General features: G+C 39.3%; 22 protein-coding genes. 18 read left to right on the top strand and 4 right to left on the bottom strand.

What is annotated here, in order from left to right:
• The first annotated feature begins 47 nt into the window (after nt 1-47).
• The 16 genes from O3670_RS02960 to htpX all read left to right on the top strand — a co-directional run bounded on the left by O3670_RS02960 (nt 48) and on the right by htpX (nt 19,070).
• A complete protein-coding gene (locus tag O3670_RS02960) occupies nt 48-1,205 on the top strand; it encodes an Mbeg1-like protein (protein ID WP_349955137.1) in 1,158 nt (385 codons plus the stop codon).
• A gap of 31 nt (nt 1,206-1,236) precedes the next feature.
• The gene (locus O3670_RS02955; RefSeq protein ID WP_349955138.1) at nt 1,237-2,004 is read left to right on the top strand and encodes an SDR family NAD(P)-dependent oxidoreductase; all 768 of its coding nucleotides are present in this window, start codon (nt 1,237-1,239) and stop codon (nt 2,002-2,004) included.
• Nucleotides 2,005-2,013: 9 nt separating this feature from the next.
• Nucleotides 2,014-2,145 (top strand): hypothetical protein, encoded by a 132-nt coding sequence (locus O3670_RS02950; RefSeq protein WP_259659406.1) that lies wholly within the window; start codon nt 2,014-2,016, stop codon nt 2,143-2,145.
• Between the two features lie 118 nt (nt 2,146-2,263).
• On the top strand, nt 2,264-5,254 hold the full coding sequence (locus O3670_RS02945) for a type I restriction endonuclease subunit R (protein ID WP_349955139.1): 2,991 nt from the start codon (nt 2,264-2,266) through the stop codon (nt 5,252-5,254).
• A 5-nt stretch (nt 5,255-5,259) separates the two neighbouring features.
• Nucleotides 5,260-6,393 (top strand): hypothetical protein, encoded by a 1,134-nt coding sequence (locus O3670_RS02940; protein ID WP_349955140.1) that lies wholly within the window; start codon nt 5,260-5,262, stop codon nt 6,391-6,393.
• Nucleotides 6,394-6,427: 34 nt separating this feature from the next.
• Entirely contained in the window at nt 6,428-7,717 is a 1,290-nt protein-coding gene (locus tag O3670_RS02935) for a hypothetical protein (protein ID WP_349955141.1), read from the top strand.
• A 33-nt stretch (nt 7,718-7,750) separates the two neighbouring features.
• Nucleotides 7,751-8,941, top strand: coding sequence for a restriction endonuclease subunit S (locus O3670_RS02930; RefSeq protein WP_349955142.1), 1,191 nt, complete (start codon nt 7,751-7,753; stop codon nt 8,939-8,941).
• Nucleotides 8,942-9,105: 164 nt separating this feature from the next.
• Complete coding sequence (locus O3670_RS02925; RefSeq protein WP_349955143.1) at nt 9,106-9,471, top strand: type II toxin-antitoxin system RelE/ParE family toxin; 366 nt, start codon at nt 9,106-9,108, stop codon at nt 9,469-9,471.
• Nucleotides 9,461-9,754 (top strand): type II toxin-antitoxin system RelB family anti-toxin, encoded by a 294-nt coding sequence (relB, locus tag O3670_RS02920; RefSeq protein WP_021144391.1) that lies wholly within the window; start codon nt 9,461-9,463, stop codon nt 9,752-9,754. The genes O3670_RS02925 and relB overlap by 11 nt, the downstream gene beginning before the upstream one ends.
• A 21-nt stretch (nt 9,755-9,775) precedes the next feature.
• Entirely contained in the window at nt 9,776-11,377 is a 1,602-nt protein-coding gene (locus tag O3670_RS02915) for a type I restriction-modification system subunit M (protein WP_371595769.1), read from the top strand.
• Nucleotides 11,378-11,453: 76 nt separating this feature from the next.
• Entirely contained in the window at nt 11,454-12,377 is a 924-nt protein-coding gene (locus O3670_RS02910) for an Rpn family recombination-promoting nuclease/putative transposase (protein WP_371595768.1), read from the top strand.
• A gap of 26 nt (nt 12,378-12,403) precedes the next feature.
• Nucleotides 12,404-12,625, top strand: coding sequence for an Rpn/YhgA-type helix-turn-helix domain-containing protein (locus O3670_RS02905; protein ID WP_371595767.1), 222 nt, complete (start codon nt 12,404-12,406; stop codon nt 12,623-12,625).
• Between the two features lie 527 nt (nt 12,626-13,152).
• On the top strand, nt 13,153-16,308 hold the full coding sequence (locus tag O3670_RS02900; RefSeq protein WP_371595766.1) for a YSIRK-type signal peptide-containing protein: 3,156 nt from the start codon (nt 13,153-13,155) through the stop codon (nt 16,306-16,308).
• A 148-nt stretch (nt 16,309-16,456) separates the two neighbouring features.
• Complete coding sequence (locus O3670_RS02895; protein ID WP_371595765.1) at nt 16,457-17,458, top strand: DNA/RNA non-specific endonuclease; 1,002 nt, start codon at nt 16,457-16,459, stop codon at nt 17,456-17,458.
• Between the two features lie 150 nt (nt 17,459-17,608).
• Nucleotides 17,609-18,169 (top strand): LemA family protein, encoded by a 561-nt coding sequence (locus O3670_RS02890; RefSeq protein WP_037600435.1) that lies wholly within the window; start codon nt 17,609-17,611, stop codon nt 18,167-18,169.
• Between the two features lies 1 nt (nt 18,170).
• A complete protein-coding gene (gene htpX / locus O3670_RS02885) occupies nt 18,171-19,070 on the top strand; it encodes a zinc metalloprotease HtpX (RefSeq protein WP_049545959.1) in 900 nt (299 codons plus the stop codon).
• A 49-nt stretch (nt 19,071-19,119) separates the two neighbouring features.
• On the opposite strand, the gene O3670_RS02880 is transcribed toward htpX, so the two are convergent.
• The 4 genes from O3670_RS02880 to O3670_RS02865 all read right to left on the bottom strand — a co-directional run bounded on the left by O3670_RS02880 (nt 19,120) and on the right by O3670_RS02865 (nt 22,350).
• Nucleotides 19,120-19,767 (bottom strand): metal-dependent transcriptional regulator, encoded by a 648-nt coding sequence (locus O3670_RS02880; protein ID WP_198463234.1) that lies wholly within the window; start codon nt 19,765-19,767, stop codon nt 19,120-19,122.
• 79 nt (nt 19,768-19,846) lie between these two features.
• Nucleotides 19,847-20,773, bottom strand: a complete 927-nt coding sequence (locus tag O3670_RS02875) for a metal ABC transporter substrate-binding protein (protein ID WP_002884085.1) — start codon at nt 20,771-20,773, stop codon at nt 19,847-19,849.
• A 19-nt stretch (nt 20,774-20,792) separates the two neighbouring features.
• Nucleotides 20,793-21,632, bottom strand: coding sequence for a metal ABC transporter permease (locus O3670_RS02870; protein ID WP_002884063.1), 840 nt, complete (start codon nt 21,630-21,632; stop codon nt 20,793-20,795).
• The gene (locus O3670_RS02865) at nt 21,622-22,350 is read right to left on the bottom strand and encodes a metal ABC transporter ATP-binding protein (protein ID WP_002884031.1); all 729 of its coding nucleotides are present in this window, start codon (nt 22,348-22,350) and stop codon (nt 21,622-21,624) included. The genes O3670_RS02870 and O3670_RS02865 overlap by 11 nt, the downstream gene beginning before the upstream one ends.
• Nucleotides 22,351-22,637: 287 nt before the next feature.
• Between O3670_RS02865 and O3670_RS02860 the strand changes: the two genes are divergently transcribed.
• Entirely contained in the window at nt 22,638-23,111 is a 474-nt protein-coding gene (locus O3670_RS02860) for a membrane protein (RefSeq protein ID WP_037601179.1), read from the top strand.
• On the top strand, nt 23,108-23,503 hold the full coding sequence (locus tag O3670_RS02855) for a DUF4430 domain-containing protein (RefSeq protein WP_037600905.1): 396 nt from the start codon (nt 23,108-23,110) through the stop codon (nt 23,501-23,503). Before O3670_RS02860 ends, O3670_RS02855 begins: the two co-directional genes overlap by 4 nt.
• Nucleotides 23,504-23,606 lie beyond the last annotated feature (103 nt).

Raw genomic sequence — 23,606 nt, 5'->3', positions numbered from 1 at the left:
GAAAATTCTAGTAAAATCAAAGTAAGAAAGACTTCAAGGAGATTACTATGTCCAATCTAATCGATTATCTTGAAAAGGTAAAGGAACTTACCTTTGATCAAGAGCCTCTAAATATCTTGGATAAGGTTTGCATCAATGAGATTGGCTACCTGACTTATGAAAAATGGCTCTCAGCAAGTGATTTGAAGGAAACCATCAATTTACATGACTATGCTGAAGGGAAGGACTTAAATCTAGACTACAGCTTCATGGTGACTAAGGAACGGGTAGATTTGGCTGAAGCCATGGTCAGGTCTAGGCGTTTCGCTGGACTTAATCTAAGTGACTACTGTAGTGTCTTGGACAAGGAAGTCGAAAAACAGTTTGCGGCTATGATTTTCAGCTTGCCTGAATTGGACTACCAGCAGATTGTCTTTCGTGGTACCGATGATAGCGTCATTGGTTGGAAGGAGGATTTTCAGTTGACCTACAGTCGGGAAATTCCTGCCCATCGCTCAGCCATGGCCTTTCTGGAGAAGCACTTGCCAAACCTCAGTGACCATATCGTTGTTTCTGGACACTCCAAGGGTGGCAATCTTGCCCTCTATTCGGCTGTTCAGAGTTCGACTGTCTTGCGTGAGCAAATAGCAGAGTTCTTGCTTCTTGATTCTCCGGGCTTTATGAAGCCCCTCTTAGAGAAGCCTTCTTACCAAGAGTTGAAAGCCAAGATGACGGTTATCAGACCTCAAGAATCAGTTGTGGGAGTCATGCTCTACTGGGACAAGGTCGCAAAGCTCGTAGCAGCAGATGGCATAGGCATCGCTCAACACAATGTCTTGCTTTGGCAGGTTGACTTGGAAACAAATGATTTTGTTTATGTGGACCAGCCGACAGACCTGAGTCAACGCTTAAAAGAGACCTTCCAAGAATGGATTGAGACCTTGCCTAATCAAGAACTCAAGCAGGTTTGTGACTTGTTCTTTGATACCATTCTTGATTCTGGAATTGAAAGTCTGGATGATATTGGTATCAAAACCCTTCCTAAGCTAGGTCAACTCTTGCAAGAATTCGGCAATCTCTCGGACCAACAAAAAAAGGTCCTGCAGGATGGTTTCAACCAGTTACTCTGGATATTTTGGAAGTCGGGAAATAAGAGATCTAGCCTGCCCAAGCTAGAACTTCCTGATTTTATCAAGAAGTTGAGTGAATTAACCAACAACGATTAGAGACAGCGGAATCATAGAAGTGGAGGATTTTATGTCTAAGAACGTACTTATTACAGGAGCAACATCAGGAATTGGCGAAGCAACAGTGCGTGCCTTTGCCAAAGAGGGAGCAAATCTCATCCTAACCGGTCGCCGTGTAGAGCGTTTAGAAGCTCTAAAAGAAGAGCTCCAAGCAACCTATCCAAATCAAAAAGTTTGGACCTTTGCACTCGATGTCACAGATATGGCCATGGTCAAGGATGTTTGCCAAGCCATTCTAAAAAGTGTGGGTCAAGTCCATGTTTTAGTCAATAATGCAGGCCTGGCACTAGGTTTAACAGCTTATCAAGACTATGAGGAGTGGGACATGCTGACCATGCTCGACACCAATGTCAAGGGATTGATGATGGTGACACGTCAGATTTTGCCAAGCATGGTCGCTGCCAATGAGGGCCATATCATCAATATGGGCTCTACAGCAGGCATCTATGCTTATGCAGGTGCCGCTGTTTATTCAGCAACCAAGGCCGCTGTCAAAACTTTCAGCGATGGTTTGCGTATTGATACCATTGCCACAGATATCAAGGTGACAACCATTCAGCCCGGTATCGTTGAGACGGATTTTTCTCAAGTTCGCTTTCACGGTGACAAGGACAAGGCAGCCAAGGTCTATCAAGGTTTGGAAGCCCTCCAAGCCCAAGATATTGCGGATGCAGTCCTCTACGTCACCAAGCAACCACGACGCGTCCAGATTTCAGACATGACCATCATGGCTAACCAACAAGCTACAGGGTTTACCATTCATAGGGAGGTAGACTAGGAGAAGCTTATGAAGAATGAAACTAATCTAGCCATCGGTAGTAGCTGGGAAGACTTGCAATCAAAACTGTTTAGCAAGGAAGAAATTGAAGCTAGTTACCAAAGAGTAGAAAAACTCATTCAGGAAAAGGGTTATAAATAGTAGATAAAAACACGGCACTAAGCTGTGTTTTTTTTTGTTTGAATTTTCCCAAAACTATGAAAGAAACCGTGAAAATGCTATAATGTAAGGGATTACGACAATGTTGAAAGGATAAGTCATGCCAGCAGTTACTCCAGAACTTGAGATAGAACGTCAATTAATCGAGCAATTAACCTCTGGTGAGAGCCAGTGGACCTATCGCCAAGACTTAAAAAATGAAGGTCAATTATGGGATAACTTTTTTGAGAAGTTAGCTCAGAATAACGTTGCCCTACTTGCTGACCATCCCTTGACCGAGCAAGAAAAGCGACAAATCAAGAACCAGCTTAACTTCATTAACTATTATGAAGCTGCTAAGTGGTTGGCGGGTGAAAATGGTATTGCCAAAGTCGAGGTGCAACGTGAGGATGCTAGCCTTGGGACTATCCGACTTTCTGTCATCTGGCGTGACAATATCGCTGCTGGAAAATCCAGTTACGAAGTGGTCAATCAAGTCGAACGTGACAAGGCCTATCCTCAAGATCAGGACCGTCGTTTAGATACAACCCTGATGATTAATGGACTTCCTCTTATCCATATCGAGCTCAAGAGTCCTCGTGTGGCCTTTTTGGACGCCTTTCATCAAATCAAAAAGTATGACCGTGAAGGAAAGTTACGTGGCATCTATTCTGCCCTTCAGATGTTTGTTGTGACTAATAAGGTTGATACACGTTATATTGCAGCTGCACGAGAGGATAAGCTTAATAAACAATTCTTGACATCTTGGGTGGATAAAGATAATAAACCCATGACCAGTCTCATGGACTTTGCCCACGAAGTCCTGTCTATTCCACGTGCTCATCAGATGGTGATGCAGTACTCCGTTATTGATGATAGTAAGAAAGCCCTCATCATCTTACGTCCTTATCAAATCCATGCCATCGAGTCTGTTCAGGATGCCTCTCGCCGTCAGGAATCAGGCTATATCTGGCATACCACGGGTTCTGGTAAGACCCTAACTTCCTACAAGGTGGCTCGCAACCTCTTGCAGATTCCAGCCATTCAAAAGACGATTTTCGTTGTAGACCGAAGGGACCTTGACCAGCAGACGACGTCGTCCTTTCTTTCCTACGCTGCTAATGATGTCATTGACATCGACGAAACGGACAATACTCATGACTTGGTCAAGCGTTTGGCAGGAAATGATAAGCGTGTGATTGTGACGACTATCCAGAAAATCACAACCATGATGCGCAAGTTTGGAGAAGGTAAATACCAAAAGGATTCGGAAAAAATCAAGGACCTCCGTGTGGCTTTTGTTGTGGATGAATGTCACCGTGCGGTTACGCCTCAGACCCAAAAAGACATCAAGGGCTTTTTCCACAATTCGCTCTGGTATGGCTTCACAGGCACACCGATTTTCAAGGAAAATAAACGAAAGCAATTAGGCGATTTGGCACAAACCACCCACCAACAATATGGCGAACGCCTACACGAGTATACGGTCAAAGAAGCCATCCATGACGGAGCAGTTCTGGGATTCAAGGTGGATTATCGAAATACCATTATTTCGCTGATTCCTGAAAAAGATCTTCCTGACTCTGTTTATGAAGATAAAGAGCACATGCTAGAAGTCTTGGATGCTATCCTAAACAAAAGTTATCAACAGTTGGGCTTTCCAAATGGTGTGGGCAAGACTTACGAGGCTATCTTAACGGTTAAGTCCATTCCACAAGCTCAGGCTTATTACAATCTGCTCAAGAGTATCAAGGCAGGACACGAACGTGTCAAGGTGTCAGAGCGAGCTAAGCGCGTGCTACCTGACTTTCCAAAGATGACGGTCACTTACTCAGTGTCGGAAAATGAAGAAGAGTCTATCGACTACCAAGACCACATGAAACAGGTCATGGACGACTACAATCAGGAGTTCGGTACCCATTTTAACATGGCTGATTTGCGTGGCTTTAACACGGATATCAATAATCGTTTAGCCAGAAAGTTAGATAAATACATTCCTCGCAATGAGCAGTTGGATTTGGTTATCGTCGTTGACCGTCTTTTGACAGGTTTTGATGCCCCATGTCTATCCACTCTCTTTATCGACCGTAAGCCCATGCGTCCACAGGATTTGATTCAAGCCTTTAGTCGCACCAACCGCATCTTTGACAGTAAAAAGCGTTATGGCCATATCATCACCTTCCAAAGACCAGAGGCCTTTAAAGAGGCTGTGGATAACGCCCTTAAACTCTACTCAAACGGTGGTGAAAATGACGTCACTGCCCCAGATTGGGAAGAGGAAAAAGCCAACTTCATCCAAGCCTGGATAGACTTTCAAGTAAAGGTGGAAGATGTGGAAAACTATGTCATCACGATTGAGCAAGCCACTAGCCCACAACTCCGTCGCATTGCCAAGGCTTACCAAACCTTTGACAAGTATCTGGCATCTATCCGTGTCTATAGTGAATACGATGAAGCGGCTATCTATGCGGAGACAGGCCTATCAGATGAAAAGCTTGAAACCTATCTGGGAATCTATCAAAATATCCTAGCAGAGCTCAAAAGCCGAGCAGAAGACGACGGTGATGATAATCTCTTTGATATCCACTACGAACTGGAATCCGTCCAAGTCGACGAGATAAACTATGCTTACATCCTGACCCTGATTCAAAGTATGATTCAGCAGGAGGAGGATAGTCCACAAGCCCTCAGTGACAAGGATATCGAAACGGTTGATAACTATATCCAGAGTCTGGAACGCACCAATCCTAAACTAGCCGAAATCATCCGAAACCTGTGGAAAGAAGTCCAAGCCAATCCCAAAGATTACCAAGGACAATCTATCACTGGTGTCTTGGACACTATGATTGAAGCCATCATCGACGACCATCTCAAACACTTTGCCAGAAAATGGTATGTCGGACTCGATGAACTTCGTTACTATGTCCAACACTATCGCAAGGGTGCTAAGAAGCAATCTGGAGAAAGCCAGCTCACCAAGAGCCAACGCTACAAAGACTACAAAGCAGAAACAGCTGATGCCCTTAACCCGCTCAGCTACAAAAAACACATCAAAGAAGCCTACACCAAACTCATCGAAGAGGTTATTGAACCCCTGAGAGTGGGGAGGTAGAGAGAATGGAAATATCTCAACTAGACAGAATTTCATATTCAATTTTATTGCAAGAGACTTTAGAATTAAGACAAGTTTTACAGTCAATTGTAAATTCTCAAGATACTATTGATAATTCTGACATCTTTATTCCCTTTCTACCTATTATGTCTTCTGTGTGTCTCGGTTGGTGTGATTTATTTACGAAAGAAGGTATAAAAATAGAAATTCCTGATATAGAAGGTTATAGTTGTGTAAGGTTGCTAAAAAATTGTAGAATTGGTTTGAAGTTATATTGTGACCAGAGAATTGGCAAAGCAACTAAACAACTTAAGAAGAATTCTGAAGAAACATATCGGTTATTAAAAACTGACTATAATATCTTTCAAAGATTAGTCGTTTCTATGTTAGGGCAATGTGACTTTGGCGTTTTTACAATTAACAAATTACCTTATGGGAATACGAGTCAACTCTTTCTTTATATCTCAGACATAATTAATTTTGAAAGGTATAAATCCCTTGGAGTATGGGAAATAGAAGCACGAAAAGTTGTTTTTGAATTTTCTAAATTACTTTCCCAATTTATAAATACAATTATAGACTCATTTGCCAAATCGAATATGATCGATAAGGACTCCCAAATTGAATTGGTGCGATTTAATTTTTCTTATGATGATTATTTTCTAATTGATGAAAAGCGTAGAAATATATTACGAGGTAATTTACCTTTCGAAGTACAATTACAGTTGTTTAATATTGTTTGTCAGAATAATTTCATTACTAATGTTTTACCAAAAATATTGCAAAGTAGTAGTTTCTTATATAATAGAACTAAAATACAAACATATTTAGTAAGTGTTATCACTATTAACAATATTATTAATAAATATCCAAATATAAAATATCAAAAGCTATTGAAGCAAATTATAGAAACTAAAGAAGTCTATTTCGGTAAAGGAAGTATGTTTAGGAATAATATTTTTCATTACATGATTCAGGGGATTGAAGAATCAGTATTTTTAAATCCAGACCTATATTTCAATGAGTTTGTTGAATTCTATAGTAAGACAGATTTCAATCAGTTTATGCAGGAAATAAGTGAAGAAATTGATAAAATCAATGAAATAATATACCAGTTAATTAAGTTTTATGAAGATTAAGCTATTCAGCATACTTTGGAGAAAGGTGTTACATATGTCAAAAAAATTCCATATATTTTCCGATGAATCTAACCATGATAAGAGTATTACTAATAAAGGTGATAATATTAATATTGATAATAAAGGGTTATCTAGAGAGTATGTTAGATCTTTTCTAATAATAGATACATCATGTTTGAATTGTGTAAGAGATGAAGTAGAAAACTTAGAAAAAAGATACTTTTCTTGTCAAGGAAGTGAGCCCAAGGGTAAGAATCTTTTTAAACTTTCCGAAAAAGTTGGATTAAAAAATTTATCAGATGGAGCTGCAAATTATTTTTTTAAATTACTAGATATTATTGATAAGTATGATATTAAGATATTTCTTGTGATATTCAATAAATTTGAATATGTTATCAATAAGAGTGTGGAGATAGACTTAAATAGATTGTCAAAAAAAATAAAGTGTACTCTTGAAGAGGATAAGGAAATAAAGTATTCATTCGCAAAATATTTTGAAAACCATTATAGCGATAGATTATGTAATGCTCTTTTTAAGGAAAAGGATTCACAGACAAATTATAGGATAAAAAAAGCCATACATGATATGAATAAAGGATTGAAAAACCACAAACTAAAAGATTATGAATATATAGTAGGTAAAAATCTATATTCACTGATAGATGATGGTATTGTTAGCTTTAATACAAAGGGAAGTTATAAGTGGGATTATACTTTTGAGAGTAAAGTGTTCTTGGACTTGATGAATCAGGATGATAATAGAAAGATAACAATTTCTTTTGATAAAGGAACTAGAGTGAGTGCGGTTTTCAAAGAACAGTTGATTTCAAGAAATATAGAAAATATAGAAGTTACTGAGGATATAGAATCAAAAGAGGATATATTTATTAGATTCTCTGATTATTTTGCTACTTTTTTTGGGAAATTATCTAGATCATATTCAAATTCATTTAAGTTAAAAGATTTCGAAACGGGCAAAAAAAATTATAGTACAGTTGAATCCATTCCTCAAAGCTGGTTTGCACTAGATGAAACACAATTTTATCTAGCAAAAAGAATAGGAGAATTAATTAATAAAGGTTCAGTAATTTTGTTGCACGGTATTTTAGCAGATACTCCAATTGGTTTAAAAAATTATTTTCAGTTTATCTCTGATTTTAAAGAGTTTAGTGATTATCAAGCAGTAGATAATGTGAAATTGAGTCAATTGAATAATCAGAGATTATCAGAAACATGGAATACTAGTTATTCAAAACAAGGAATATTTTTTTCACCATATGATGCAACATATGGAGCTTTAAGCGAAAATTTTGGAAAGTCTTAGTAGATTAACCAATTATAGTGTTGAAATATTAAAATGAGACAATTAAAAATAAGATTTAAAAAATATAATGATGTTTGGGAAAATGTTAAGTTAACAGAAATAGCACCCATTGTAATGGGGCAATCACCTGATAGTAAAAACTATACTGATAATCCGAATGATTATATATTAGTACAAGGTAATGCAGATATGCAGAATGGTAGGGTTGTCCCAAGAGTCTGGACAACACAGATTACAAAGTTAGCCGAAAAAGGTGATCTAATTTTAAGTGTTCGAGCACCCGTTGGAGATATAGGTAAGACAGACTACAATGTTGTTTTAGGTCGTGGAGTAGCAGCGATAAAAGGAAATGAGTTTTTGTTTCAACTATTAACAAAAATGAAACAATATCACTATTGGGCAAAATTCTCTACGGGATCAACTTTTGAGAGTATTAATTCAAATGACATAAAATCAGCTGAAATTTATTTGCCTAGTATAGAAGAACAATCCGCTATCGGCTCCCTTTTCCGTACCCTCGATGACCTTTTGGCTAACTACAAGGACAATCTCGCCAACTACCAATCTCTCAAGACGACCATGCTCTCCAAGATGTTTCCAAAAGCTGGACAGACAGTTCCTGAGATACGTTTGGATGGATTTGAAGGTGAATGGGAAAAAGTGAGGTTGAAAGATGTAACTGAGAGTATCGAATACGGATTAAATGCCTCAGCTAAGGAATTTGATGGAGAAAATAAATATATTCGTATAACTGATATTGATGATGTTTCTCGTAAATTTAAAGAAGATAGTCTAACATCTCCAAACATTAACGTAAGTGAATGTGACAACTATCTATTGTGCGAGAAAGATATATTATTTGCTCGTACTGGTGCTAGCGTTGGGAAAACGTATCTTTATGACATGAAAGATGGTAAAGTTTATTTTGCCGGTTTCTTGATTCGTGCTCGAATAAAAGAAAAATTTGATTCAAAGTTTATTTTTCAAAATACATTGACTAATAGATTCACACAGTATGTAAAAGTAATTTCTCAAAGATCGGGACAACCAGGAGTTAATGGGAAGGAGTATGGGGAATATGAGTTGTTTTTACCAAAATATAGAGAACAACAAGCCATCGGTGCCTATTTCTCTAATCTTGACAACCTCATCACTGCGCACCAAGAAAAAATTTCACAGCTCGAAACACTCAAAAAGAAACTCTTGCAAGATATGTTTATCTAACCTTCAAAATACTCCTTATCAGTACCCATCAGCACACCATTTTTCGAATAGTATAAGTGAGTCCCTTTGATCCTTTCAAAGGGTGTTCCTTAGTAGTTAATAACTTAAAAGTATTTACTTTTAATAACTTTAGAGTTATAATAAATTCGAGAAGAGGTTGCTTTGTGCACGCTATTTATTTTTATAAGGACAAACAGGGGAATCAACCGGTCTTGGACTACATGAGGGAGTTAGCTTGTCGCGATAACAAGGACAGCCGAATCAAACTCAACAAGCTCAACGACTATATTGAACTTTTGAGCCAGCATGGAACTCGTGCTGGCCAACCCTACATCAAGCATTTGGATGCGGAGATCTGGGAGTTGAGACCCTTGCGGGATCGGATTTTATTCGTGGCTTGGTTGGATGGGAGCTTTGTCTTACTGCATCATTTTGTCAAAAAGACACAAAAGACACCTAAACGAGAGATCGAGAAAGCCAAGCGGGAGTTGCAAGATTTGAAGGAAAGAGGGCTAAGAGATGAAGAATAGTGCCATCGGTAGCAATTGGAAAGATGTGAGAGCAGAGCTCTTCACCAAGGAAGAAATCTTGGAAAGTGATCTGCGGGTCGCGATTATGACAGAGCTGATTGAGGCTCGGCATGAAAAGGGCATTAGCCAAAAGAAACTAGAAGAACTTAGTGGGGTCAGTCAACCGGTCATCGCTCGGATGGAGACAGGAAAGACCAGTCCTCAATTGGACACTGTCTTAAAAGTCTTAGCCAGTCTGGGCAAGACCCTCGCTGTCGTCCCACTTGAGCAAGAAAAGGTCTAAAAGAAATCAGAAAGAATTACTATGGAAACAACACAAACGTCCCAGTCGCTTTATCAAGCTCTGTGGAACTCAGCGGATGTGCTCCGCTCTAAGATGGATGCCAACGATTACAAGTCATATCTCTTGGGTATGGTCTTTTACAAGTATTTGTCGGACAAGATGCTCTTTTTCGTGGCAGAGACCATGGAGAAGGAGACAGAAAGCTTGGAAGAGGCACTGGCGGTCTATCGTAGATACTACGAGGATGAGGAGACTCATGAGGACCTCTTGGCAGTCATCACTGATGAGATGAGCTATGCCATTCATCCTGACTTAACCTTTACGGCCTTGGTAGAGCGAGTGAATGATGGAAGTTTTCAGCTAGAGGACTTGGCCCAGGGCTTCCGTGATATTGAACAGAGTGACGAGCTCTATGAAAACCTTTTTGAAGATATCGATCTCTACTCTAAGAAACTTGGTGCGACTCCACAAAAGCAAAACCAGACTGTTGCGGCTGTGATGAAAGAGTTGGCTGTCTTAGATGTGGCAGGTCATGCTGGTGACATGCTTGGTGATGCTTACGAGTACTTGATTGGTCAGTTTGCGACGGATTCGGGTAAAAAAGCTGGTGAGTTCTATACACCGCAACCTGTTGCCAAACTCATGACCCAGATTGCCTTTTTAGGACGTGAGGATAAGCAAGGCTTTACCCTTTACGATGCGACTATGGGGTCAGGATCGCTCTTGCTTAATGCAAAACGCTATTCACGTCAACCACAGACAGTGGTTTACTTTGGTCAAGAGTTGAATACCTCAACCTATAACCTGGCACGTATGAACATGATTCTACATGGTGTGCCGATTGAAAATCAGTTTTTACACAACGCTGATACCTTGGATGAGGATTGGCCAACCCAAGAGCCGACTAACTTTGACGGTGTTCTCATGAATCCACCTTATTCAGCCAAGTGGTCTGCTAGCTCAGGATTCATGGATGATCCTCGATTCTCACCATTTGGGAAACTAGCACCTAAGTCTAAGGCTGATTTTGCCTTCCTCTTGCACGGCTACTATCACTTGAAACAAGACAATGGTGTCATGGCTATCGTTCTACCTCATGGGGTGCTCTTCCGTGGTAATGCTGAAGGGACTATTCGTAAGGCTTTGTTAGAAGAAGGAGCCATTGATACGGTTATCGGTCTGCCTGCTAATATTTTCTTTAACACCAGTATTCCAACGACGGTTATCATTCTCAAAAAGAACCGCACCAATCGTGATGTTTACTTTATCGATGCCTCTAAGGAGTTTGATAAGGGGAAAAATCAGAACATCATGACAGATGCCCATATTGAGAAGATTCTTGATGCTTATAAGAGCCGTGAGGATATGGACAAGTTCGCTCATCTGGCTAGCTTTGAAGAGATTGTGGAAAATGACTACAACCTTAATATTCCTCGCTATGTGGATACCTTTGAGGAAGAAGAAGTGGAGCCCTTGACCGAGATTGTGGCTAAGATTAATCAGACCAATTTGACGATCGAAAGTCAGACAGCATCCCTTCTTGATATGCTTGGTCAGCTTCATGGAACCACACCAGAAGCAGACGAAGAACTCAAAAAATTTGTCGAAGCATTTAAGGGGTAATTGCATCTTTCATTTACTTTTTCCGAATAATAGAAGTAGAGGGGCCAACCTTCTATTTTTTCTTAAGGAGAGGTAAATGGAAAAAAGACACAAGCATGTCTCACCGACCTTGGATATCATGGCTAAGAAGATTTTTAGTCTGCCTGAGGTGACGGTGGCTTTCATTCGAGATATTTTGGATTTGGATGTTGTGGATGCTCAGATTTTGGAGGGGACACAGCTTCATAAAAAGGACTTTGAGGAGGATGAGCTTTTCTCAACGTCAGTGGATGTTCGGGCTAAGTTGAATGATGGAACTGAGGTCATTATTGAAATTCAGGTGCGTAAGCAGCATTATTTTCTCAATCGTTTTCATTATTATTTGGCTAATCAGCTGGTGGAAAATGTGCAACAATTACGTCAACAAGGACAGACGCATAAGATGTATGAGCAGATGGAGCCAGTCTATGGCATAGCTATCTTGGAGAAGACCTTGTTGCCAGATGAGGAGTCCCCGATTAATACTTATTGGATGGCCAATAGTCGGACGGGCAAACTTTTGAATTCTTACTATAAGGACGGTAAACGTCAGAACCTTCTTCAGATTGCCTTTTTAGAGTTGGATAAGTATAATAAAGGTAAACATATTACGGATGAAGGGCGGCAGTGGCTAGAGTTTTTTGGAAATCTTCCATTTTCTAAGGAACCTAGTCAAGCGGTCACGCATGCCGATTCATTACTGGATTCATCTAGCTGGACACAGGAGGAAAAGGCGATGATTGATGAACGCATACGTATTCAAGAAAATTATGACATGACTATGGAAACAGCTATCGATGAAGCACGTGAAGAAGGCATAGAGAAAGGGTTAGAGCAGGGACTAGAACAAGGCTTGGAGCGAGGTCGCCATGAGGGACAACTAGAACTGATTCGTAAGATGCTGTCAAAAGGTCTCTCTCTAGAAGTTGTGTCAGATGTGACTGGTCTATCGCTTGAAGAATTAGAGGCATTGTTATCGTAAGAGCCAACCGATAGGAGGAAAAGGCGATGATTGATGAACGCATACGTATTCAAGAAAATTATGACATGACTATGGAAACAGCTATCGATGAAGCGCGTGAAGAAGGTTTGGAGAAAGGGTTAGAACGAGGCCGTCATGAGGAGCGTCTAGAACTGATTCGCAAGATGCTGTCAAAAGGCCTTTCACTAGAGGTAGTATCAGATGTGACTGGTCTATCGCTTGAGGAACTAGAGGCATTGTTATCTTAAAATCAGTTGATTTAATCATTTTTTGAAAAGTCAGAGGCAGTTTTTGTCTCTTTTTTATTTTTGGGTATTTAACATTTGTAATACTAAAACATTCGGAAAATAATACTTTGAATCATAAAATTAAAAAAGACTGTCAAACGTTTGACAGAAATCTGAGAAAACAGATTTAAAACAATTTGATTGTTATAGCCGATAAATCTTGCTAAATAAGGATTGGAGGGAAATTAGATGTTTGTCTTTTTTACACGTGAAAGAAATTACCTTTTTGTGCGACATTTTTAGACTATAATTTAGAAATGAATGACTGAACTTTCTAATATGACAATTTTGTTAAGGCCTTGTTAAACTGGATTACTTAGCCTTTTATTTTGTTTTCTCATCCCTTATAATTTACTTTGGTTTGTTTTTAATAAGAAAAACAACAGTATTATTAACATTTTTTAATATGAAGGGATCTTTATTTTCTTTCAAAGGACGGCTTGGTCGTAAGATAGAGAGATTGTGAAAAAAGTATCAGGAGAATAGACTTGTTTAAAGAAAGAAAAACGAAACCAAAGTACAGTATCCGTAAATATTCCATTGGGGCAGCATCAGCCTTGATTGGGTTCATGGCTCTTGCCAATGGGCAAGCAACTCAGGCTGATGAGGCACAATCGATTAGTGAGTTGACTGATGCCTCAAATCAGGCACAGACACCTCATACAGCCTCAACGGCCCAATTGGCGACTTCAGAGCCAGCGTCAGCAGAGACAGTGCAAGCGTTGCAACCTGCCAATATTGCTCCAGTTCAACCTCAGGTAACAACTGTTCAAGCAGCTGAACAGACTCCTACCATTAATCAATTGGTTGAGGCAAGCAACCCACAAACTCAAGAAACCTCAGCAAACGTTTTAACCAATGCGACTGATGATCAAACTCAAGGCAAGGAGTATAGCACAGATGCCTACGGTGCCAAAATGCCTTACACGACTCATGAAGCAGAAAATGCGACTGTTGAAAATGGTGCTACAATCCAACAGTCAACGGATATGGAATCTACGGCTGTGGAAGCGACTAATCAAACTTATGTCGAGCTTCCTAAAAAATATGCGGCAGTGACTTTCAATGTTACTGAGCCAGCCAATGCTTTGAATGTGCGTTATACAATACCTGATGGTGCGTCAGGTCAGTTGGATGTTCAGGTTAATGGATCAAGCGTTGGTAATCTTGATTTGTCATCTCATTCAGCATGGCAGTACCTTAAAGGTGACCATGAGTATGATCAAGACATCGATGGCTCAAGTGCACGTTTTCGTTTTGATGAGACACGTCTCCTCCTCAAGGATATCCAATTAAAATCTGGTGATAAGATTTCTCTCGTTAAGAAGAAGGATGACAATGTCCCTTATGGTATTGATTTTATTGAGCTAGAACAGGCTCCAGCGCCAGTTGCCCAAAGTGAAAATAGTATCAGTATCGTGGATAAGGGCGCATCTGCTAATGATGATAGTGACGACACAGCTGCCCTACTTGCAGCTGTTGAAGAAGCTAAAGCCAGTGGAAAATCTGTCTATATTCCAGAAGGACGTTTCAATTTTGACAAACAAGTTAATATCGAAGCGGATAATCTAAAAATTTCAGGTGCCGGTGTTTGGCATACGCAACTACACTTCACAAGTGACAAACGCTATGGTGGTGGTATTGTCTTTGGTCATAACAGTAATGGTATTGAGTTGAGCAATCTCTATATGGATTCCAACTTGACTTCTCGTTACAATGAGGATGCACAGTACAAGGCTATTTCGGGAACACTTGGTAAGGATTCTAAAATTCACGATATCTGGGTTCAGCATTTTGAAGTCGGTATGTGGATTGGAGACTACGACCAAACGGGGAATATGAAGTATACGGACGGTCTTGTTGTTGAAAACGCTCGTATCCGTAATAACTTGGCCGATGGGATTAACTTTGCTCAAGGAACCAAGAATTCAACGGTTAAAAACTCTAACATCCGTGGGAATGGTGATGATGGTTTTGCTATCTGGTCAAGTATTTCAGATGGGACAAATGCCGCAGCCGAGGAAAATAATAAATTCCTCAACAACACCATTGAATCAGGCTGGCGTGCGGCTGGTATCGGTATTTTTGGTGGTAAGGGTCATGAAATCTCAGGAAACCTCATCAAGGACGTCTTTGCTGGAGCAGGTATCCGTGTAAACACAGTCTTTGCAGGCCACAATTTTGACCTCAATGATTCTGGAATTAAGATTCATGACAATACCATTCTACGTTCAGGGACAACTAATGACCTCTATAACCTCCATCGTGGTGCCATTGATTTCCAACAAGTTCGTGGAACAATCAAGAATGTTGATATCTACGATAATAAGCTATTGAATACCTTGGCTGAGCCGGTGATCACCAAAAACTTTGAGATGGGTGACAATGGTAATGGAGAAATCCGTTTATCAAATAATACGATTGACAATAAGGCGACGATTGTTGGAGCTGTTTCAACAGTTTCTCCAACAAAGCCTGAGCCAAAGCCAGTCAATAATCCAGTCTCTGAGACTTTAGCATCAGAAACACCAAAGAGTGAAGCAGGATCAAGCACCGCAGTTTCCGAAGCATCCAATATTGAAGTAGTCTCCGAAACTTCGGCATCAGAAACACCAAAAAGTGAAGCAGGGTCAAGCACCCCAGTTTCCGAAGCATCCAATAGTGAAGTAGTTTCCGAGACTTCGGCATCAGAAATAGCAAAGAGTGAAGCAGAATCAAGCACCCCAGTTTCCGAAGCATCAACTAGTGAAGTGGTATCCGAGACTTCAGCATCAGAAACACCAAAGAGTGAAGCAGGATCAAGCACTCCAGTTTCCGAAGCATCAAACAGTGAAGTGGTCTCTGAGACTTCAGTTTCTGAGTCACTAAAGAGTGAAGCAGAATCAAGCACCCCAGTTTCCGAAGTATATAATAGTGAAGTAGTTTCCGAAACACCAAAGAGTGAAGCCAGCTCGACTGCTCCAGCCTCTGAGTCACCAAAGAGTGAGGAAACACCAGTCGCTTCATCTACCAGTCAGGTTGACGTAGTAATTACTTCTGATAGCCCAGAGAAATCTCCAACTTCAGAAAGTACACAAAAGGATCCGATAAGCGAGGTTTCTTCAGAAGTTATTGAAAAAAGTTCAACAAGTCAGGTTGACGTCAAAGTTTTCGAAGCACCAACAACAGCAAGTACATCTGAAGTTGTCAGCATCTCGCCAAATAGTCAGGTCGCTTATAACAATGACCTAAAAACCCCTATAACAAGCAGTCAGCTCGCCTCAGAAGCTATTCGCTTTAATTCTCTGTTGAATGAGAAATCTGTGGATGTGATTGCAAGTAAAGTCATGGCGGTTATGGCATCTGAAACATTAGCCTCAGAAGCGGCATCACTTACAAGCTCTGAAGGTGTAGCCAAAGAGATTAGCAATGATTTGTCAGAATTGGCGGAAAGCAAGAAGGATGAGACACCTAAGAATGTCGCCCGTATTGATAAAACAACTGAGGAAAACCAGGTTGCTAAGGGTTCTGAAAGTCAAGCTAGCACTTCAAAAGAAAAAGGTAAGTCTAATACTACAACGGTCTTCCTTCTTGTCGGAGTTGCTGCGGCACTAAGTATATCTACAGTTTACCTTACAAAACAAGGTAAAAAAGCAGGTAAATAATAGGTAAGAAGCATCCAAGAAAATGGATGTTTCTTGTTTTTTTTAAGCAAGTTCTAAGATGGCTAATATCATTATTCTTTATTTTTAATCATCTACTTTGATTTGGTCCTGTATAATTAAAGTGATAAAAAATTAAGGAGTTAAGATAATGAAAGAAAAAAGAAATAGTAGGATTCGTTTATTTGCTCTTCTTGTTTTAGTATTTACTTTAGGTTTCGGATTTTCAGTAGATACTAGCAAACAATCGGTGACTGTAAGCTCTCAAGTAGCTCAAGCGGATGAGAGCAATGGTATATTAGCTTTTAATGGTCAAAAGCAGTTTGTCATGGAGGAAAAGGACCAGTTAGGACGTGCCCACAGTGCTCATATACAGTTACAAGATAAGGACGAGCCAAAGAATAAACGCCCCGGTAAAATAAAATATGATCCTGTAGGATGGCATAACTATAAGTTTTATTATGGTGATGGTAAATCAAAATCTTGGTTAATGAATCGAGGACATTTGATTGGCTATCAGTTTTCTGGTGTCAATGACGAGGGCAAGAATTTAGTACCTATGACTGCCTGGTTGAACTCTGGAAATTATAAAGGAACCGACGAAGGTAATCAGTCAGGCATGCTTTATTACGAGAATCGCTTGGATAACTGGCTGGCACTCCACCCTAACTATTGGTTAGATTATAAGGTAACAGCTATCTACAGTGGAGACGAGTTGTTGCCTCGTCAAGTGGAACTTCAGTATGTTGGTATCGATAGTTCTGGAAATCTCTTGGAAATTAAACTTGGTGGAGATAAGGAGACTCTTGATAGTCAGGGAGTTACACATGTTGTCTTAGATAACCAATCACCAAATGCAAAAATCAATTATGCAGATGGGACAGCAACAAATACGGTAACTGAACTTACTGAAGCACTATCTGAGCCTAGTTCTGAGAGTTCACAGGTGACTGAACAACCAAGTTCTGAACCAGAGCCTGTGCAACCTATACAAGAAGAGAATAGAACAGTTTATGTGGCGCGTCATGGAACAGCAGATGTTTATTGGTATGACATCAATAGTATGCCTAGCAATACCAACAAAGCAAATGTCGTTACTATGACAGAAGCAGATGCCCTAGCCCAAGGCAAACGACACACGTCTAAAGAGTAATAAAAAAAGCTGGACAAGATGTCCAGTTTTTTTTATAAAACGGCTCACATTTTACCACTTTTATCTGAAAATTTGATATACTGAGACTATCAAAATACTTGTAAGAGAAGTCGTACCGACTCTTTTTAAGTATAAGAAAGGAAACTAAATATGATTTGGATTATTATTGCCATTATTGTTGTTCTTGTGATTTTTGTTATTACAAGTTATAACGGCTTGGTTAAAAGCCGTATGCAAACCAAGGAGGCATGGAGTCAAATTGATGTTCAATTGAAACGTCGTAATGATCTTCTTCCTAACTTGATTGAAACTGTTAAGGGATATGCAAAATATGAAGGTTCAACACTTGAAAAAGTAGCAGAACTTCGTAATCAAGTAGCAGCTGCGACTTCTCCTGCAGAAGCGATGCGTGCCAGTGATGAATTGACTCGTCAGGTTTCTGGAATCTTTGCTGTAGCTGAAAGTTACCCTGATCTTAAGGCTAGTGCCAACTTCAGCCAGCTTCAAGAAGAGTTGACGAACACTGAAAATAAAATTGCCTATTCACGTCAACTTTATAACAGTGTGACAAGTAACTACAATGTGAAATTGGAAACATTCCCAAGCAATGTTATTGCTAAGATGTTTAGCTTTAAGGCTGCTGAATTCCTTGAAACACCAGAAGAAGAAAAAGCTGTGCCTAAGGTTGATTTCAGTGGACTAGGTAACTAATATGTTATTTGATCAAATTGCTCGAAATAAGAGAAAGACTTGGCTTTTGCTCCTGGTCTTTTTCCTCTTGTTGGGCCTTGTTGGTTACGGTGTCGGCTATCTTTGGTTAGGTTCAGGCTTCGGTGGTCTGATTCTTGCTCTAGTTATCGGTTTTATCTATGCCGTTACCATGATTTTCCAATCAACCAATGTCGTTATGGCTATGAATGGTGCACGAGAGGTTGACGAACAAACCGCTCCGAACCTTTATCATGTTGTTGAGGATATGGCTATGGTGGCACAAATACCGATGCCACGTGTCTTTATTGTCGATGATCCTTCAATGAATGCTTTTGCGACTGGATCAAGCCCTAAGAACGCGGCAGTAGCTGCTACAACAGGTCTTCTTGCGGTTATGAATCGTGAGGAACTTGAAGGAGTTATTGGACATGAAGTGAGTCATATTCGCAACTACGATATCCGAATCTCTACCATAGCAGTTGCCTTAGCATCTGCCATTACCATGCTAGCTGGGATGGCTCGTAATATTATGTTCTGGGGTGGAGGCCGTCGTAGAAATGATGATGACCGTAATGGAAGTAGCGGTTTGGAAATTATTCTTCTCATTATTTCTTTGATTGCCATTATTCTGGCGCCTTTGGCAGCTACCTTGGTTCAGCTGGCTATTTCACGTCAGCGTGAATTTTTAGCTGATGCTTCTAGCGTCGAATTGACACGTAACCCACAAGGTATGATTAACGCTCTGCTTAAACTTGATAATAGTACGCCAATGCAACATCATGTGGATGATGCGAGCGCAGCTCTCTATATCAATGATCCTAAAAAGGAATCTGGTTTGCAGAAGCTCTTTTATACTCACCCACCAATTTCAGAACGGGTGGAACGCTTGAAACAAATGTAAAAAAAGTGAGACTGATGACATTCTAAGGGTGTCTATCAGCCTCGCTTTTTTAGTTTGCTTCAATATAAAGGTTGCTAGCAACAGTTTCTGGAATTTGAATTTCTTTTCCATCAATATTCAGGCGGTATAGTAGTGTAAAAGGGTCAAAGCCTTTCAAGGTAAAAGTTACTCCAATTTTAAGACCGACAGTTTCCAAATAATGGAGTAAATCAATTTGATCCTGAACTCGACGAAGGACATATTCTCCAGGAGCAAGGTCTTGTGTAAAAGTCTGGTTGTAGATTTCCTCTATGAGCTGACCTGACTTGGGGATTTGCCCACCGTGTGGACAGGTTTGAGGGTAATTGAGTAGGCGGTCAAGCGCATCGATGAAGTGATCAGAGACAGTATGCTCTAAAATTTCAGCCTCTTGATGAATTTGATCACAAGTGTATTGCAAGTGGTCCACCAAAAAGACTTCGATGAGGCGATGTTTCCGATAGAGTTCAGCGACATTGATTTTACCAGTTTTCGTTAGAAGATAGCCCTTGACTTTGTCTTTGATGATGAGGTCTTCTGAAATCAATTTCTTAATCATTTCCGTCACAGCAGGTGGAGACACCTGCATACGGTTTGCGATTTCCTTATTGCTTATTTTGCCTTCTTCAGTACCAATCTCATAGATACATTTGAGGTAGTCTTCTTTGTTAGGTGTCATTTCTCTTCCTTTGAAAATAGTCTCACCTTAGTATAACAGATTTATCATAAGAATACAGAATGTTTCTTAGATAAGATTTTTACTGATTCAAGCCTTGGGTGATTTTATCCAGATTATATTTCATCATGTTGTAGTAGCTGTCACCGTTTTGTCCTTTTTCAGCAATAGAATCTGTAAAGATCTTTGCATAGATAGGAATATTGGTATCCTTAGATACTGTTTTCATAGGGCGTTCATCGACACTAGATTCGACAAAGAGAGCTGGTACCTTTGTTTGACGTAGTTTTTCCACGAGTGTTTTGATTTGGTCTGGTGTGCCTTCTTCTTCTGTATTGATTTCCCAGATGTAGGCAGATGGTACGCCATAGGCTTTTGAGAAGTATTTGAAGCATCCTTCACTAGTGACAATCAGTTTTTTCTCATCGGGAATCTTGTTAAATGTCTCTTTAGCTTCTTGGTCCAGTTTACTAAGTTTGTCAGTATAGGATTTTAGATTCTTTTCGTAGTAGGTCTTGTTTTTAGGGTCCTTAGCAATCAGTTGCTTGGCAATATTTTGAGCATAAATAATCCCATTTTCCAGATTAAGCCAAGCGTGGGGATCTTCCTTACCTTTTTCTGATTGACCTTCAAGGTAAATTACCTCAACACCATCACTAACTGCAAAATAATCTTTATTTTCTGTCTTATGAGCATTCTTGACTAACTTAGTAAACCAAGCATTTCCACCAGTTTCTAAATTGATGCCGTTGTAAAAAATTAAGTCAGCTTGTGAGGTCTTCTTTACATCATCAGGAAGAGGTTCGTATTCGTGAGGATCCTTACCAACGGGGACAATAGAGTGGAGAGTGATTTTATCTCCAGCAATATTTTTGGTGATATCGGCAATAATGGAATTGGTCGTAACGACTCGTAATTTATCCATGTTACTGCCTTGTTTATTGGTACAAGCTGTTAGAGTAACTACCGCTAAAAGTAGTAGTACTATTGTTGATAGTATTTTTTTCATATTATTTTCATCCTATTTTTTATTGTTTAGAAGTTTTATTCATGCCACTTTGTTTTGGGGCGATGAAAAAGCTGATGAGAAAGAGTAGAGCAGACGTTAATACAATGCTCGAACCAGCTGCAATATTAAAACTATAGCCGATAAAAAGACCTAGAACAGATGCCAGAGCCCCCAATCCTGATGAGAGAAGAATCATTGTTTTTAGGCTATGAACATAAAGGTAGGCAGTGGCAGCCGGTGTAATTAAAAGTGCCACAATAAGAATAGTGCCAACACTCTGCATGGCAGTTACAGAAACCAAGGTTAGAATAACCATAAGTAAGTAGTGGTAGAAGGTGACCTTAACTCCCATAGACTTGGCCAAAATTGGATCAAAGGATGTTAGGAGTAGAGGGCGAAAGAAGATTGTAATAGTTGCTAGTACGAGAAGTGAAACGATAATCGTTATCCACATATCCATGTCTTGTACAGCTAGAATATTCCCGAAGAGAATATGAAAGAGATCTGTGGAACTATTAGCAACACCGATGAGAATAATACCGAGAGCTAGAAAGCTCGAAAAGGTAATCCCAATTGCCGTGTCACTCTTAATAATGGAATTGCTTTTGATATAGGTAATCATTGTAGAAGCTAAAAGTCCAAAGATGATGGCTCCTATGAAAAAGTTAATACCCAAGATAAAGGAAATGGCTACCCCAGGTAGAACCGCATGTGAAATTGCATCACCCATAAGTGACATCCCTCTTAGAATAATAAAACAACCAACAGCACCCCCGACAATTCCAATAACTAAAGCCGTTATAAGAGCATTTTGTAAGAAGTGGAAATTTAGCAAACCATCAATAAATTCAGAAATCATTTACATCTCCTTTATAAAATAAACTGTTACCGTAGGTTTTACGGAGATTATCCTCATTAAAAATAAGATTAGTAGGCCCACTAGCAATCAGTTTACGATTTAGGAGGATAACTTGGTCAAAATAATGAGGAACTTTGCTCAAATCATGGTGGACAATAAGAATAAGCTTACCTTTGTCCCTAAGTTCTCTCAAGGTGTTCATGATAATATCTTCGCTAACGGAGTCAATCCCTACAAAGGGTTCATCTAATAAAATAATATCAGCCTCTTGTACAAGACAACGAGCGATTAGAACACGTTGAAATTGACCTCCTGATAATTGGCTTATTTGTCGATGAGCCAAATCATTTAGACCGAGTAGTGTTAAAGCATCTGTGACCTTAGACCAATCACTCTTAGATAGACGTTTAAAGAACTTGGTTTTGGGATAGAGTCCTAGAGAGATGCACTCTCTGACAGTAATCGGAAAGTTAAAATCAATATCAGCCTTCTGTGCAACATAGGAAATACGATTCAATTGCTGATGAATAGGTTGTTTATTGAAAAGGATTTTTCCAGAGTGAGGAATAATACCAATTAATGCTTTAATTAGAGTTGATTTACCAGCACCATTTGGTCCAATAATTCCAGTAATACTAGGTCCCTCCAAGTTTAAGGTGATATTATCCAGAGCTAATGTCTGTTGATAAGACACATTAATATTTTCAATTTGAATCATTAGCTACCTCCTTGAGTTTAATATACTTTAAAATAATAATTAAGTCAAGTTAACTTATGTAATTAATTGAACTTAATTTTTATCATTGTCAAGATGACAGAGGATAGTGAATGAGAGTACATTTTTTATATCAAATATTCAGCCTGATCAAACTGTTTGATATTTGGGAGAGGCTACAAGGAACATTATTTTTACAATTTGTACGATTTCACTCTGTATTTCAAGAAATCTTTAGTTTTTATTTTTTAAAACTAGTCATATTTCCTTATTTCTGGCATAATAGATATATGAAACTAACGATTCAACGAATGGCTCGAATTGCCATTCTGTCAGCTCTGGCGGTAGGATTGCGGTCAGCATTTATAGGATTGCCAAATATTCAGCCTATTACAGCTATGTTTTTTGTGGCTGTTCTTTATTTGGGTTTGCTTGATGGTCTATTGATTATGGCTTTAACCATGTCCATCTCAGGATTCATCTTTGGTTTTGGTCCTTGGGTCTTTAATCAGATTCTGGCCTTCGGCGTCTTGATGGCTTTTTGGAGTTTGATTGCACCTAGGTTATCACTTGTCTGGCAGATTGCTTTGGTAACTCTTTTGTCCTTTTTCTATGGAGTTCTCCTTGATTACGGGTATGGCCTTCTATTTAAAAGTGGGATTACCTTTGTTATTTCTGGTCTACTTTACGACACCTATCATGCAGTATCGACACTTCTATTTTATCCATTCATCCAGTCTATTTTTAGGAGGTTTTTGAAATGAAAAAATTATTAACCTATCTCTTTCTCGCTTTATCAATTGTTACCCTAGCAGCCTGCGGAAAAAATGAGGCAGCTAAACTTACTAGTAGCACAAACAATCATCAGTCTAAGGTTCAAGGTCAGGTGACTTTGATTTTGAAAACGGAAAAGGAAAGTAAGAAAAAATCAGTAGAAATCCAAAAAGGGGATACAGTGCTTGATGTCTTGGAAGAGGTATATCCTGTTCAAGAAAATGATGGCTTCATCACTGAGATTGATGGTATTTCTCAAGATAAAGATAAGGGCATCTATTGGATGTTTGATGTTAATGGGAAACTTGGTGAAAAAGCAGCCAACCAACTTAAGGTTGAAGATGGCGATGAAATCAAATTCTATCAAAAAAAGTATAATTAAGATTCTGAACTCTGTTTCAGAGTCTTTTTTTTTATAAAGTTCGGAAATAGACTTAAATAATTGTTTGAAAAAGTCGGAAAATTGCAAAATCACTGACGATTTA

Origin of the sequence: Streptococcus sp. 27098_8_74 (assembly GCF_041431705.1) — a bacterium.
In the GTDB taxonomy this organism is placed as follows: Bacteria; Bacillota; Bacilli; order Lactobacillales; family Streptococcaceae; genus Streptococcus; species Streptococcus salivarius_E.
This window is presented reverse-complemented; position numbering and strand designations above follow the sequence as displayed.